Annotated in this window: 12 protein-coding genes; 5 read left to right on the plus strand and 7 right to left on the minus strand. The window is 63.2% G+C overall.

Annotated features, from left to right (window positions below; translation table 11 throughout):
- Window positions 1-30 precede the first annotated feature (30 nt).
- From J3485_RS11040 to J3485_RS11055, 4 genes are all read right to left on the minus strand, one after another.
- Window positions 31-771 (minus strand): 4Fe-4S dicluster domain-containing protein, encoded by a 741-nt coding sequence (locus J3485_RS11040; protein ID WP_206952502.1) that lies wholly within the window; start codon window positions 769-771, stop codon window positions 31-33.
- The gene (locus J3485_RS11045) at window positions 768-3,725 is read right to left on the minus strand and encodes a molybdopterin oxidoreductase family protein (RefSeq protein ID WP_206952503.1); all 2,958 of its coding nucleotides are present in this window, start codon (window positions 3,723-3,725) and stop codon (window positions 768-770) included. The genes J3485_RS11040 and J3485_RS11045 overlap by 4 nt, the downstream gene beginning before the upstream one ends.
- 155 nt (window positions 3,726-3,880) lie before the next feature.
- Window positions 3,881-5,308, minus strand: coding sequence for an amino acid permease (locus J3485_RS11050; protein ID WP_206952504.1), 1,428 nt, complete (start codon window positions 5,306-5,308; stop codon window positions 3,881-3,883).
- Between the two features lie 211 nt (window positions 5,309-5,519).
- Window positions 5,520-6,935, minus strand: coding sequence for an NAD(P)/FAD-dependent oxidoreductase (locus J3485_RS11055; protein ID WP_206952505.1), 1,416 nt, complete (start codon window positions 6,933-6,935; stop codon window positions 5,520-5,522).
- 291 nt (window positions 6,936-7,226) lie between these two features.
- Between J3485_RS11055 and J3485_RS11060 the strand changes: the two genes are divergently transcribed.
- Window positions 7,227-8,039, plus strand: a complete 813-nt coding sequence (locus J3485_RS11060) for an IclR family transcriptional regulator (protein ID WP_206952506.1) — start codon at window positions 7,227-7,229, stop codon at window positions 8,037-8,039.
- A gap of 68 nt (window positions 8,040-8,107) precedes the next feature.
- Here J3485_RS11060 and J3485_RS11065 read toward each other — a convergent pair whose 3' ends face one another.
- The 3 genes from J3485_RS11065 to J3485_RS11075 are packed head-to-tail and all read right to left on the minus strand — an operon-like array spanning window position 8,108 to window position 10,778.
- A complete protein-coding gene (locus J3485_RS11065; protein ID WP_206952507.1) occupies window positions 8,108-8,845 on the minus strand; it encodes an ABC transporter ATP-binding protein in 738 nt (245 codons plus the stop codon).
- A gap of 36 nt (window positions 8,846-8,881) precedes the next feature.
- Entirely contained in the window at window positions 8,882-9,901 is a 1,020-nt protein-coding gene (locus tag J3485_RS11070) for a taurine ABC transporter substrate-binding protein (RefSeq protein WP_206952508.1), read from the minus strand.
- A gap of 25 nt (window positions 9,902-9,926) precedes the next feature.
- Complete coding sequence (locus J3485_RS11075; RefSeq protein WP_309477006.1) at window positions 9,927-10,778, minus strand: ABC transporter permease; 852 nt, start codon at window positions 10,776-10,778, stop codon at window positions 9,927-9,929.
- A 499-nt stretch (window positions 10,779-11,277) separates the two neighbouring features.
- Between J3485_RS11075 and J3485_RS11080 the strand changes: the two genes are divergently transcribed.
- The 4 genes from J3485_RS11080 (at window position 11,278) to J3485_RS11095 (ending at window position 15,469) form a co-directional block, all read left to right on the plus strand.
- The gene (locus tag J3485_RS11080; RefSeq protein WP_206952509.1) at window positions 11,278-11,682 is read left to right on the plus strand and encodes a nuclear transport factor 2 family protein; all 405 of its coding nucleotides are present in this window, start codon (window positions 11,278-11,280) and stop codon (window positions 11,680-11,682) included.
- A 163-nt stretch (window positions 11,683-11,845) separates the two neighbouring features.
- Window positions 11,846-13,663 carry a sulfoacetaldehyde acetyltransferase gene (xsc, locus tag J3485_RS11085; protein WP_206952510.1) on the plus strand — a complete coding sequence of 606 codons (1,818 nt, stop codon included), beginning with the start codon at window positions 11,846-11,848 and terminating at the stop codon, window positions 13,661-13,663.
- A 7-nt stretch (window positions 13,664-13,670) separates the two neighbouring features.
- A complete protein-coding gene (pta, locus tag J3485_RS11090) occupies window positions 13,671-14,711 on the plus strand; it encodes a phosphate acetyltransferase (protein WP_206952511.1) in 1,041 nt (346 codons plus the stop codon).
- Window positions 14,708-15,469, plus strand: coding sequence for a sulfite exporter TauE/SafE family protein (locus J3485_RS11095; protein ID WP_206952512.1), 762 nt, complete (start codon window positions 14,708-14,710; stop codon window positions 15,467-15,469). The genes pta and J3485_RS11095 overlap by 4 nt, the downstream gene beginning before the upstream one ends.
- Window positions 15,470-15,498 lie beyond the last annotated feature (29 nt).

Here is a 15,498-nt window from a genome sequence, read left to right on the forward strand (position 1 = left end):
ATGCTGATGAATTGATCCGAGTCCCACGACTCAGCGCTGCACGGCCAACGCGGCGAGACCGATTTCGCCGCGCTCGAACCGCGCTTCGAGCGACTCGTCCGCCGCTACCGCGGTGCTGCCGCACCCGCCGCTTTTGCCGCAGCCGCACGACGGCTCGGTCTTCACGCGCGGCAGGTAGTGATTCGACGGCTTCGTGTCCCACTCCGGCATCAACTGATAACCGCCGCGTTCGCGGATCGCACGCGACACGTCCGATTCCGGATCATGGATGTCGCCGAAGATCCGCGCGGACGTGGGGCACGCCAGCACGCACGCGGGCTTGCGATCGCGTTCCGGCAGCGCTTCGTTGTCGATCCGATCGGCGCAGAGCGTGCACTTCGTCATCTCCTTGCGGCCTTCGTCGAGTTCGCGCGCGCCGTATGGACACGCCCAAGCGCAGTACTTGCAACCGATGCACTTGTCGTAATCGACGAGCACGATGCCGTCCGACTTGCGCTTATAACTCGCGCCGGTCGGGCATACGGGCACGCAGGGTGGATCCTCGCAGTGCAGGCAAGACTTCGGGAAATGGATCGTGTCGGTCATCGGAAACACGCCCGCTTCGTAAGTCTGCACGCGATTGAAAAACGTGCCGGACGGATCGTCGTCGTACGGGCGAACATCCGAGAGGCTGCCCGCCTCACCCGAAGTGTTCCATTCTTTGCAACTCGTCACGCATGCATGGCATCCCACACAGACGTTCAAGTCGATGACGAGGGCCATCTGAGTCATTGTTCGTCTCCCTTCAGCGTCGAGCCGCCATGCGTCCCGTCAAACCCGCTCGCCCGGCGCAACCGCGCCGCGAACTCGCCCTTGCCTGCGAAATAGGCCTGTACGCGCTGCAGCACGCTCGTCGAGCCTGGCATCGGCTGCATCGGTGCGAATTGAGGCAGCGTCGTCGTCGCATCGGCCTCGGCCGGATAGATCCGCACGCGCACGTCGTACCAGCCGGCCTGGCCCGTAATCGGATCGGAATTGGACATCCGCTCGCCGGCGCGCATATCGCTCGGGAGTTCGTCGGTAATCACGTGGTTCAGCAAAAAGCCGCGCTGCGATTCACCCGCGCCTGGGCCCAGATTCCACGCGCCGGCTGCCTTGCCGATCGCGTTCCAAGTCCAGACCGTACCGGGCTCGACCGCCTCGCTGTAGCGCGCGCGGCAGCGCACCTTGCCCCACGGCGATTCGACATAGATCCAGCCGCCGTCCTCGATGCCCTGCTTCGACGCCATCGCGGGATTCACGAACAGATAGTTCTCGCCGTGAATCTGCCGCAGCCAGGCATTCTGCGAATCCCATGAGTGATACATCGCCATCGGCCGCTGCGTGATCGCCGCCAGCGGATAGTGGCCGACATCGGTCACGTCTTGCTCGAGCGGCGCGTACCAAAACGGCAGCGGATCGAAATAACGTTCGATGCGCGCGCGCAAATGATCGGGCGGCTGGCGCCCTTTCGTCTTGCCTTGCGCGGCGAGGCGGAACGTTTGCATCACTTCCGAATAGAGTTGAATGACGACGGGCACGCCGAACTTGCGCATCCCGTTGTCGACAGCCCACTGCATGTACGGGCCATTGCAGTTGCGCATGTATTGCAGCGACTCCGGCAACCGGTGGTGATACACGCAGTTGTTGTTCGCGTACTGCTCCCATTGCTTCGGATTGGGCTCGCCGACGACGGCCTTCGTTCCGTCCTTGCCGCGCCAGCCGATCAGAAAGCCCGTGCCCGAATTGGGCGAAGTCTGGAAGTTGACGACGAAGTCCGGATAATCGCGGAACTTGCGCTTGCCGTCCGCCGTCGTGAAAGCCGGAAACTTGAGCCGGCTCGCGAGCTCGATCAGCACTTCCTGGAACGGCTTGCATTCGCCCGTCGGCGGCACCACCGGCACGCGCACCGAGTCGACAGGGCCGTCGAATTCGGAGATCGGGCGGTCGAGCATCGACATCACGTCATGCCGCTCGAGATAGGTCGTGTCGGGCAGGATCAGATCGGCAAATGCCGTCATCTCCGATTCGAACGCGTCGCATACGACGAGGAACGGAATCTTGTATTCGCCGTCCTCGCGCTTGTCGACGAGCATCTTGCGCACCTGCCCCGGATTCATCGACGAATTCCACGCCATATTCGCCATGAAGATGAGCAGCGTGTCGATCGGATAGGGATCGCCGCGCCAAGCGTTCGTGATGACCGAATGCATGAGCCCGTGCACCGCGAGCGGATACTCCCATGAGAACGCCTTGTCGATGCGCGCCGGCGAGCCGTCCTCGTGCACGAACAGATCGCCGGGTGCCGCGGGCCAGCCGAGCGGGCCCGACGCGAGCGGCGTGTTCGGCTTGATCACGGTGGGATCGTTCGGCGGTTTGGCCGACGGCGGCGCTGCGCGCGGATACGGCGCTTTGTGACGGAAACCGCCCGGCCGATCGATCGTGCCGAGCAGCGACATCAACACGGCCATTGCGCGGATCGTCTGGAAGCCGTTCGAATGGGCGGCGAGCCCTCGCATCGCATGGAACGCGATCGGCGCGCCTTCGACCGTATCGTGCGTTTTACCCCAAGAGTCGGTCCACTGAATCGGCAGCACGATTCGCTGCTCGCGTGCGACCGCCGCCATCTCGCGCGCGATCCCCGCAATGGTATCGGCCGCGATGCCGGTGATTTCCGCCGCCCATTGCGGCGTGCAGTGCGCGACTTGCTCGCGTAGCAGCGCGAACGACGGCGTAACGGGCGTGCCGTCTTCGAGCACATACCGCCCATCGAGCGCGGGCTCCGCGCCATCCGCGTGATTCAGTACCGCGCGATTCGTATGCGTATCCCACCATAGATGATTCTGCGGAAACAGCGCATTGACTTCGGGTGCATCGGGATCGCGCACGAACAGCCCGAATGTGTCGCGCTCCTCGCGCAGATCGACGAGCTCGCCCGCGTTCGTGAAGCGCTCGACAAAAGCGCGATCGTATGCGTTCTGCTCGATCAACTCGCGAATCAACGCCATGAACAGCGCGCCGTCCGTGCCGGGGCGGATCGCAATCCATTCGTCGGCGATCGCCGCGTAGCCCGTGCGAACGGGATTGATCGCGATGAAGCGCCCACCCGCGCGCTTGAATTTCGACAGCGATATCTTCAGCGGATTCGAGTGATGATCTTCCGCCGTGCCGATCATGAAGAACAGCTTCGCTTGGTCGAGATCGGGGCCGCCGAACTCCCAGAACGAGCCGCCGATCGTATAGATCATCCCGGCCGCCATGTTCGACGAACAGAAGCCGCCGTGCGCCGCGTAGTTCGGGGTGCCGTATTGCTTGGCGAACAAACCCGTCAGCGCCTGCATCTGATCGCGGCCCGTGAAGAGCGCGAATTTTTTCGGATCGGTCGCGCGCAGATGCGAAAGACGCTTCTCGAGCATGTCGAACGCCACCTCCCACGACACCGGCTCGAACTGCGCCTCGCCCCGCTCCGTGCCCGGCTTGCGCACGAGCGGCCGCGTGAGCCGCGCGGGCGAGTACTGCTTCATGATTCCCGACGAGCCTTTCGCACAGATTACGCCCTGGTTCAGCGGATGCTCGGGATTGCCGTCGATGTAGCGCACTTCGCCGTCGCGCAGATGCACGCGAATCCCGCATCGGCACGCACACATATAACAGGTGGTCGTCTTGATCTCGAGCTTTTCGTTCTGCGTACGCGCGTGATGGTCCATCGTCCTTCCTCGTTCGCGAGAGCGCGGCGGCCGAACCTCGATGAGGACGGAGCCGACCCGTCGGTATGTCTATGCTACGTGCAGCCGGTGCCGGCAAAAAGTCGTTTTCGATGATCGAAACTATCGGCCGGTGCGATAGTTCACACAGCGCCGATTCAACGCGGCGGATACGTAGCGAGTTCGTGCTCGTCGACGAACCGTTCTTGGCGGCGACGCACGAACAGCATGTACGCGACGAACAGCAGCCCCAAGCTCGCGACGCCGAGCCATAGCGGCTTGCGCTGCTCGGGGATGAACGCCATCGCCACCAGGATGCCGATCATGCCGACGATCGAGAGCCACGTTAAATACGGAAAGCACCACATCTTCACGCGCAGTTCGTGCTCGGTCGTACGCTCGAGCCGGCTGCGCAAGCGCAGTTGCGAAAACGCGATCAACACGTAGACGAAAATCGCGACGGTGCCGTACGAATCGACGAGGAAGGCGAACACCGTATCGGGCGACACGTATGACATGACGATCGATGCGTACCCGAACAACGTGCCGAGCAGGATCGCCCGAACGGGCACGCCCCGCTTGTTGACCTTGGCCAGCGAGGCCGGCGCATCGCCGTTGCGCGTCAGCGCGAACAACATCCGCGACGCGGCATAAAGGCCCGAATTGAGCGCCGACAGCACGGCGGTCAACACGATTGCGTTCATGATGTTCGCCGCGGCTGGCAAACCCATCACTTGCAGCGCGCTGACGTACGGGGTGGACATCGCCGCCGAATTCCACGGCACGAGCGCCACGACGAGCGCGACCGAACCGACGTAGAACACGAGCACGCGGGTGATCACCGAGTTCGTCGCCTTGGCCACGGCTTTCGCGGGTTCGCGCGCCTCGGCTGCCGCGATCGTTACGATCTCGGCGCCGAAGTAAAAGCCCGTCGCCGCCACCGCCCCGCTCATCACCGGCCCGATGCCGCGCGGCATGAATCCGCCGTGGCCGAGCAGCGTCGGCAATACCGCGGTCGTGTGCATCGATGCGGGCCAAAGGCCCAATACATAAAGGCCGCCAAGGAATAAAAATACGATGATCGCGCCGACCTTGATCGACGAGAACCAGAACTCGAACTCCCCGTAGCTACTAACCGAAATCAGGTTCGTCGCTGTGAGCAAAACCAGCAGCACGAGGCTGATGAGCCACCCAGGGGCATCAGGTAGCCAAAACTCTACGAGTTTCGCACCCGCAACTGCTTCGAGCGCGACCACGATCACCCAGAAATACCAGTACATCCACCCGGTCAGAAAGCCGGCGAGCCGCCCCGGCCCGCGCCAGGTTGCAAAGGCGAGCCGCGCATATTCGTAGAACGATCCGACGGCAGGCATCGCACACGCCATCTCGCCGAGCATCCGCATCACGAGCACGACCAAGCCGCCCGTGATCAGGAATGACAGGATGGCGGCGGGGCCGGTCTGCTGAATGACCACACCGCTGCCGACGAACAGCCCCGCGCCGATCACGCCGCCGAGCGCGATCATCGTCATGTGCCGCTGCTTGAGCCCGCACTTCAGTTTGCTGCTATCCATCGAAGGTTGCATGTCTTCTCCATATCGTAATAATTCGTGCGCCGTCCGCGCGGCACGAAAATGCGTGCGCGAATACGAACGTCGCCTGTGACGGCGCGTGCAAGGGCATCCGCGCCCTTACCGCATGGATTGGCTTATTGGTTTTGTAATCGATGATGCGACGCCCGAGTCGTTGTGCGACGGGCGTGCATGAATGAGCCGGCGCGGCAGGCCGGCGTTGGCCTCAAGCTTTTTCGTCGCGCCTGAAGTACTCGAGGTAAAGCAAGCGCTGTCCGATCCGGCGGAACGGCGCAAACGGATGCCCCGGCAGCGGGCTCGTGAAGATCGGCAAGGTCAGATGCGCACTCTTGCCCGCGATGCGTTCGGCCAGCCTACGGCCCGCCTGCTGCGAGTACGAGACGCCGTTGCCGCCGTAGCCGAGCGCGTAGTACACCGATTGATTCGGATCGGGCTGGCAAACCCGCGGCATCATGTCGTGACTCACATCCACCCAGCCCCACCACGAGTAGTCGATGTCCACGCCGCGCAGCACCGGGAATTTACGCGCCATGCCTTCCTTCAGCAGATCCAAGTGGCGCGGGTTCGGTGCGTCTTGGCCGGTGATCGCGCTACGGCTGCCGATCTGCAGACGCCGGTCGGGCAGGAAGCGGTAATAGAAACGCAGCGTGCGCGTGTCCGTCAGCACCTGCGTCGTGCGGAAATTGCACGCGCTGATCTCCTCCTCGGTGAGCACACGCGTCACCATCGAGTTGGACAGGATCGGCATCACCTTGCTGCGCAGCAACGGATGCAGCGTCTGCGCCGTATACGCGCCGGTCGCGATGCCTACCGCCCGAGCGCGAACGATGCCACCGGGCGTATGCAGATGATGAACGCCGTTGATGGTTTCCCATCCGATCACCGGGCTGCTCGTATGAACCCGGGCACCGGCCGCGCGCGCGAGGCGCAGATAGCCGAACGCAAGCTTCGCCGCATGAATGCCGATGCCTTCGGGTTCGTGCAGCGCGCCGGCCGCCTCGTGATCGTTCAAAAATTCGCGGCGGAACGTTTCCGCGCTGAGCAGTTCGGACGGGTAGCCGAACACGTCCTTCCAGACCTTCGCCTCGGCGGCGAGTTTCTCCATGATGCGAGGACGATGCGCGATCAGAAAGTGGCCACCCGGCTGCGGGTCGCAATCGATCTCGGTCAAGAACGATTTGAAGTGATTGAATCCTTCGAGGATTTCGTCGTGCATCTTGAGCGCGACGTCCTTGCCCCAGCGTTCGACCCACTGCGAACGCGTGAGGCGCCCCGACGCGTTCTGCGCCTGCCCGCCGTTGCGGCTGCTGCAGCCCCAACTCGTACGATTCGCCTCGAGCACGACCGCCTTGATGCCGTGCTCGCGCGCGAGGCATAGCGCCGTCGCGAGCCCCGTGTAACCGCTGCCGATGATCGCGACGTCGACGTCGATGTCTTTCACGATCGGGCCGTCGTCGGGCGGCGGCGTGCCAGCGGTCGCGACCCAATACGTCGGCGCATATTCCCTGCCTTGCCCGGGGCCAGGGGAAACGAGCGGATCGTAAGTCGGATCGTAGCGTCGATCGGCCGACGCACCGGTAGCGAAGCCGCTCGTCGCCCGCTCGACTGAGCTGTATTCCATGATGAGGACTCCTAAGATCTGTCGAAGAAAGTGTAGGTAGGCCAATTTCACGCAGGTAGAACCAGTGGCGTGCATTCGCTTGGACCAGCACGGCGACATGCGGCACGGCCGCGCGGTGCGGCGCGCGACTTGGCCTCGCCGGGAAAGCGAACACTAAAAATCCTGTACGTTTCGTCCCATCTTTATAGGCATAAACCAGCATATTCAAGCCGATCCAATGGGATCACGCTTTCAATGTGGTACAGAATGGTTCATTTTTTTCACACGGCAATTTCGGAACGGAGGAGATCCATGCACGCCACTGCTTCCGTGCCGCCCGATGCCGCGCCGGCCGACGATGCGCGCGTCCTGCGCGCGCTGGCCGTGCTCGATGCCCTGGCGGCGGCGGGACAGCCCTACACGCTGTCGCAGTTGTCCGCGCGTCTGCATATTCCCAAGGCCACGCTGCTGCGGATGATCGAATCGCTGGAAACTCGCGGTTACGTAACGCACATGCCGGACTCGCGCGGCCATGATCGGGCCATCGCGCTCGGCCCGCGCGCCGCGCAATTCGCGCTGGCTGCGCTCGCGAACAATACGTTCACGCGCGCGTGCCGCTCGGTGCTGCGCGCGCTCGTGGACGTGCTCGGCGAAACCTGCAACCTGACCGCGCTCGACAACGATTCGGTGCTCTACGTGGAGCGCGTCGAGACGACCGAGCCGTTGCGGCTCGAAATGCGGCCCGGTATGCGCGTGCCGCTGCACTGTACGGCGAGCGGCAAGCTATTCCTGTCGCAAATGACGGCACTCGAGCGCAACGCGATGCTCGCGCAGTTGACGCTCAAGAAGATGACGTATCGAACGCTGACCGAGCCGCAACTGCTTGCCGCCGAACTCGATCGCCTCGGCGCGCGCGGCGTCGGGATCGACAACGAGGAGTTCGTGCGCGGCATGGTGGCCGTGGCGGTGCCGGTTCGAGCAGCCGCCGACGGACACGTGCTCGCGGCGCTGGCGGTGCACGCGCCGACCGCGCGCGCGACGCTGGACGATCTGCTGAAGGCCGTGCCGCAGATGAAGCAAGCCGCCACCCGCCTCGCACCGCTGCTGCATATGAACGAAGCGTAGCGCTGGCTACAACGGTAGCCCGTGCGCCTCGCGAACGACGCGCACGGATCGCTTCGCGGCGCGCCCGCTCAATGCGCGAGGATGTCCATCGCGCGCTTCTTCAACTCCAGAAAATGCGGCTCGAACGCGACTTCAGGCGTACGCGGGCGCTCCAACTCGATCGGCACATCGAGCGCCACGCGCCCCGGCCGTGACGAGAGCACGACAAGACGCGTGCCGAGAAAAACCGCTTCGTCGATGTCGTGCGTGATGAACACGATGGTGCACCGCAGTTGGTCCCACAGCTCGGTCAGAAACGTCTGCATCGCGCTGCGGGTTTGCGCGTCCAATGCCCCGAAGGGCTCATCCATCAGCAAGACTTTGGGCTTCATGACGAGCGCCCGCGCAATCGCCACGCGTTGCTGCATGCCGCCCGATAGCTCATAGGTTTTGTGCTGCGCGAACGCCTCGAGCCCGATCGTGCGCAGAATGTCGGCCGATGCCAGCCGGCGTTGAGCCTTGGGCACCGAATGCAGCGACAGACCGAACTCGATGTTCTCCTCCACGCTGAGCCAAGGAAACAATCCGGCTTGCTGGAACACGACGACACGGTCTTCCCCGGGCTGGTCCTTGACCTCGCCGTCGATATAGATGGCGCCTCGCGAGGGCTGCGTCAGACCGGCCAGCAAGTGCAGCAAGGTGGTCTTGCCGCAGCCGGATGCCCCAAGCACGGTGACGAATTCGCCGCCCTGGAATTGCAGATTGATGTTCTCGAGCGCGGAAGTGGCGCCGAACGTCTTGTACAGGGAATCGATGACGATATTCAAGTCCGTCTCCAACTTGGGGGATAGTCTTTCAATGACTCAATGAGCCAGCGATTGCGAATATTGCGGCGCGACGTTGTTGTCGAAACTCGCCGGCACCGACTGAATCCGCCCGATCGTGTTGAGCACCTTAGCGGTATTGACCAAGGTTTCGTACGTCGCCGACGTTTTCACGCCCGCGCCGCTGCCCATGACTTTCGGCGTCGTTTGGTCCGCGCCGGAGAAAAGCTCGTAGCCGGCAAGCTCGCTTTGCGCGACGGGTACCGTGACACCCGTTTGGCGCGCCATCTCGGCGATCGCCTTATCGCGATCCTTCTGCGTCACCTGATAGCCGTCGTCGAGGGCGGCGACGAAGCCACGCACGAGATCCGGATGGCTCTTCGCCCAGTCGGCGTTGGCGATGCACACGTTGTAGCTCGACGCACCGCGCGGTAAATCGCCATCGGTCTTGATCGCGTTGCCGCCGGCCGCGCGCAGTGCCGAAAACACCGGGTCCCAAACGATGGCCGCGTCGATCGCGCCGGTCACCCAGGAGGTGCGCATCTGCGGCGGCGCCATGTTGATTTGCGTCACCGACGAATACGGCACGTGCGCCTGGGCGAGAAACGTAGCCAATTCGAACGATGCCTGCGAGCCCGCCACGATCGCGATCTTCTTGCCTTGCAGGCCGGCCACGTCGTGGATACCGCTGTTAGGCTTGACCACGATCCCGGCCGCGTTCGTATAGCGTTCCTGGTTGTATACGATCGTCATCGGCAAGCCCTGCGCGATCGCCGTCACGAGCGGGGGGACGCCGAGACCGCACATGAACGACAGGCTGTTCGACGCCAACGCGCTCATTGCCGCGGGCCCCGAGCTGAAGAGCTTGTACTCGACGTCGGCATTCATATGGTGTTCGAACAAATGCTCCGCCATCGACACCATGTACGGATCGGCACCGTTGTCCTCATAGCCGATGATGACTTGAGGCTTGCTCTGGGCATGAGCCATGCCCGCGATGAAATACCCCGTTACCAGCAGCACCGCCGTGGCGGCTTGAATCCCATATTTCGTTTTCACGACTCGTCTCCTCTGATGGTTCAACTCAATCATGTCCACGCCAGGGCACGATCCAATTCTCGAGCTTGCGAATGACCAACTCCATGGCATAGCCGATCACCCCGATGATGACGATGCCCACGATCACGACGGCAACCTGCAGCGCTTGCCCCGCGAACTGCACGAGCCAACCCAGCCCGCTGCTGGCCGCGATCAGCTCGGCTGCGACCAAGCAGGTCCAAGCCACGCCGATCCCCACGCGCATGGCGGTGAAAATCTCGGGCAGCGCGGAAGGCAAGACGATTTTGCGAAAGATTTGCGCGTTGGTGGCACCCAAGGTGCGGGCGACCGCGATGCGCAGCGGCGGTGTGCTCTTCACGCCCGACATGGTCCCGATGATGATGACCGGAATCGTGCCGACGAGGATCAGGATCGCCTTGGGCAATTCGCCGATACCGAACCAAACCACGAGCAGCGGGATGTAAGCGAGCGGCGGAACCGGCCTGACGAACTGCAGCAACGGGTCGATGAGGTCGAATATGATCTTGTTGCGCGACATCATGAGACCGATCGGTACCCCGATCGCGATGGCGCCGACAAAGCCGATGACAATGCGAAAGCAACTGATCAGGACGTCGCTGATCAATGTCTGTCCGCCGTACCCGTTGCGCAGGATATCGATGAAGGACACCCATACCGCAACCGGCGAAGGCAGCGCGAACGCGGGAAAGATCCCCGCCATCGACACCGCCTGCCATATTGCGACCGAGATCACCAGCACCGCGGCCGTCAATCCGTATGAATTCATGCTCGCGCGAACGCGGCGCAGCTTGATCCTCGGATCTCTCGGCGGCACCATGCGATGCTTGATCGTCTTGCCGTGGGGAAGTGCTCTCACTGCCGTCTCCTGAAGTTCCAGATACAGTGCCCGCGGCTCCGAATGCGCTTTGCGATGTCATGGATCGCATTAACACGTGGATCGCGCAGGTCGCTTGGTACTGATACGACTAACAAAAGATATCGACGAATAGCGCACGGCTTCACGCCGCCGACTGAAAGTTATGACTGAAAGTATAGTCAGCGCTGTCAATGTCCGACTTCGGTCTTGCACCTAGCACTCGCTTGCAAGCTCGCCCGTTTAGTCAAGCATTGTCAATCAATAAAGGACAGGGTAGTGCCAGGCGAAAGGATCCTATGGGTCCAGCCCGTAAGCCTCTCTCTCCCCCTCTCGTAAGCCGCGCGCTTGCCCTTCTACCTTCCCGCTGGCCCAAGCGAAACCGCCGAACTGGCGCTACCTCATCGAGCGTGCGCCGATTAACGTATAGATACTGTGCCGCGCCGCGCATTCGGGCGATCCGCGGCCTGACACCATCCCAAAGCTTTGCATGGAGACACGCATGACAAACACGCCCCTCGCCTCTTCCGCCGTCACGGCCGACACGCTCGCCGCGTTTTCCGACGCGTTCAACCGCCACGACGCGAACGCGCTGATGGGTTTCATGACCGAGGACTGCGTGTTCGACGCGGCAGGCGGCCCCGAGATACATGGCACACGCTTCGTCGGCCGCGCCGCCGTGCGCGCCGCGTTCGAAGCCGTGTTCAAGACGTTCCCCGATGCGCATTGGGGCCATGGCCGTCATTACGTGGCCGGCGAACGCGGCGTATCGGAGTGGGTATTCACCGGCACGCATGCGGAAGGCTGGCGCATCGAAGCCGAAGGCTGCGACCTGTTCGAGTTCCGCGACGGACTGATCGCCGTCAAACGCGCATTCCGCAAGGACCGGCCGAAGCAAGCCGCGTAAACGTAATCGCGTAGACGGCCTTCCACGAGCTACGCCGTTTTGAAACGAATCATTTCATTTCATTCCAAATTCGCTACCGGGAAACGGAATGACTTGACCCAACTTCGACATTGCATAGTATCTGGAACAATGTATTCCGTTAAATGAGGTCTGGAGACACCCTATGAGCGACCAATCCACTTCCAAGCACGCGACCGCCAGCGGCCCGCAAGACATGACGCCGTCCGAAGCTTTCGTCGAGACCCTCGCCGCCAACGGTGTGACCGACATGTTCGGCATCATGGGCTCCGCGTTCATGGACGCGATGGACATCTTCGCGCCGGCCGGCATCCGCCTCATCCCCGTGGTCCACGAACAAGGCGCCGGTCATATGGCCGACGGCTATGCGCGCGTGTCGGGCCGCCACGGTGTCGTGATCGGCCAGAACGGCCCTGGCATCAGCAATTGCGTGACCGCGATCGCGGCCGCCTATTGGGCCCACAGCCCGGTCGTGATGGTGACGCCCGAGGCCGGCACGATGGGCATCGGCCTCGGCGGCTTCCAAGAAGCGAACCAATTGCCGATGTTCCAGGAATTCACGAAATATCAGGGCCATGTCACGCACCCCGCCCGGATGGCCGAGTTCACCGCGCGCTGTTTCGATCGAGCACAAGCCGAGATGGGCCCGACCCAGCTCAACATCCCGCGCGACTACTTCTACGGCAAGATCAAGGTCGAGATTCCGCAGCCGCGTAAGCTCGATCGTGGCCCCGGCGGCGACCAAAGCCTGAACGAAGCGGCCGACCTGATCGCCCAGGCGAAATTCCCGGTGATCATCTCGGGCGGCGGCGTCGTGATGGCCGACGCCATCGACGAATGCAAAGCGCTCGCCGAACGGCTCGGCGCGCCGGTCGTCAACAGCTACCTGCACAACGATTCTTTTCCGGCCAATCATCCGCTATGGTGCGGCCCGCTCGGCTACCAGGGCTCGAAGGCGGGAATGAAGCTGCTCTCGCGTGCTGACGTCGTGATTGCGCTCGGCTCGCGGCTCGGGCCGTTCGGCACGCTGCCGCAGCATGGGATGGATTATTGGCCGAAGGACGCGAAGATCATCCAGATCGACGCCGATCACAAGATGCTCGGCCTCGTGAAGAAAATCTCGGTGGGCATCTGCGGCGACGCGAAAGCCTCGGCGACCGCGCTCACCCAGCGTCTGGCGAACCGCACGCTAGCGTGCGATGCCACGCGCAGCGAGCGTGCCGACCAAATCGCGACCGAAAAAGCCGCGTGGGAGAAGGAGCTCGACGGATGGACGCACGAACTGGACGCGTACAGCCTCGACATGATCGAAGAGCAGAATCAAGAGCGCACGTTCAACGGCGGCCATTACCTGCATCCGCGCCAAGTGCTGCGCGAACTCGAGAAGGCGATGCCGGAGGACGTGATGGTGTCGACCGACATCGGCAACATCAACTCGGTCGCGAACAGCTACCTGCGCTTCAATAAACCGCGCAGCTTCTTCGCGGCGATGAGCTGGGGCAATTGCGGCTATGCGTTCCCGACGATCATCGGCGCGAAGGTGGCGGCGCCGCATCGGCCGGCCGTGTCGTACGCGGGCGACGGCGCGTGGGGGATGAGCCTCATGGAAACGATGACGTGCGTGCGCCATCAAATCCCCGTCACGGCCGTCGTCTTCCATAACCGGCAATGGGGTGCGGAAAAGAAGAACCAGGTCGACTTCTACAACCGCCGCTTCGTCGCGGGCGAACTCGACAACCAGAGCTTCGCGGCGATCGCGCGTGCGATGGGGGCCGAAGGCATCGTCGTCGACAAACTCGAGGACGTCGGCCCGGCGCTCAAGCGTGCGATCGACATGCAGATGAACGAGGGCAAGACGACGATCATCGAAATCATGTGCACGCGCGAACTCGGCGATCCGTTCCGCCGCGATGCGCTGTCCAAGCCCGTGCGCCTGCTCGACAAGTACAGGGATTACGTCTGAGGGTTCCATGAAAGCCCTGAACCGTATCATCGAAGCGGCGCGCGGCTCGCCGATGCGCATCGTGCTCTGCGAGGGCGAGGACCCGCGCGTGTTGGCCGCCGCCGTGCGCGCCAGCCGCGAGGGCGTCGCCCGCATCATGCTGGTCGGCAACCCCGATGCGATTCGCCATGTCGCCGCGCGCGAGGCGCTCGTGCTCGACGACGTCGCACTCATCGATCCGGCCGTATCCGAGTGGCGCGAGCCCTTTGCCGACGAGCTCGTCGCGCTGCGAGGCAGCAAAGGCATGACGCGCGAGCTCGCGCAAAGCGAAGTGCTCAAGCCGCTCGTATTCGCCGCGTTGATGGTGCGGCGCGCCCACGCGGACGGATCGGTGGGCGGCGCCGTTCACACGACAGCCGACGTTGTGCGCACGGCGATTCAACTGATCGGTATCGAGCCGTCGTTCAAGCTCGTATCGAGCTTCTTCTTGATGATGCTGTGCGAGCCGTTTCACCGATACAAGGGCGGGCTCATCTTTTCCGATTGCGCGCTCGTCGTCGATCCCGATTCGGCGCAGCTTGCCGAGATCGCGATGGCGGCCGCCGACAGCGCGCGCAACCTGTTGATGGAAGAGCCGCGCGTCGCGATGCTGTCGTTCTCGACGAGCGGCAGTGCTCATCACGCACATGTCGACAAGGTGATCGAGGCGACGCAGCGGGTGAAGTCGCTGCGCCCAAGCCTTGCCATCGACGGCGACGTCCAGCTCGACGCGGCGATCGTGGCCGAGATCGCCGAACGCAAGATCGAGCACTCGCAGGTGGGCGGACACGCGAACGTGCTAGTCTTCCCGAACCTCGACGCCGGCAACATCGGCTACAAGCTCGCGGAACGCATCGGCGGCGCGAAGGCGATCGGTCCGCTACTGCAAGGGCTGAACCATCCCGCCAACGACCTATCGCGCGGCTGCAGCGCCGAAGACATCTATTACGTGATCGCGGTGACGGCGGTTCAGGCGCAAGCGGCACGCGAACGCGCCGCGCATCATTCGAAGGAACCCCACGCTGCATGACGCATGAGAAGTTGCTCCTGCTGATCGCGTTGATCGGCGCGGCCAGTTATTTTCAAACGGTTACCGGCTTCGGCCTCGGCATGATCGTCATGGGCGCGGCGAGCGGCTTCGGTCTCGCGCCTGTCGCCGGCACCGCCACTCTGCTCAGCCTCGTCACGCTCGCCAACAGCGCAACCGCGCTGCCCGGCAAGCTCCATCACATCGACTGGCGCGCCGTCGGCGCGGCGACGCTCGGCGTGCTGCCGGCCGTCGTCGCGGGCGTGATTCTGCTCGACTATCTGAGCGCATCGGCATCTAGCATGCTGCAATTGTTGCTCGGCTTGGCCGTGCTCTATGGTGGGCTCAGCGCCGCGCTGCACCCCAAGCCGCTAGAAGCGCGTTCGGGCAACCGCAGCTTCTTCGTGAGCGGCGTATTCGGTGGGCTGTTGAGCGGCCTGTTCGGCGTCTCGGGGCCACCCCTCATCTTCCAGTTCTATCGCCAGCCGCTCGCATTGATCGAGATACGCTGTGCGCTCATCCTGCTTTTCGCCGTGACGGCGGCCATACGTGTGTCGTTCAACGTCTATGAGGGGCAGCTCGGCGCACAGATTTGCCTTGAAGCCGCGCTCGCCGCACCGGTCGTGATGCTGATGACGGTCGCGGCACGCCATTTTCCGCCGCCGCTCTCCTCGCATGCGATGCGGCGTCTCGCATTCGGCGTGCTGGTCGCGATCGGCAGCTATTTGATCGTCTGCGCGGTCAAGATGCTGCTTGCGTGATGGGCGATGCGTGAGGTGTGACGCGGGGC

The organism is Trinickia acidisoli, from assembly GCF_017315725.1.
GTDB classification, from domain to species: Bacteria; Pseudomonadota; Gammaproteobacteria; order Burkholderiales; family Burkholderiaceae; genus Trinickia; species Trinickia acidisoli.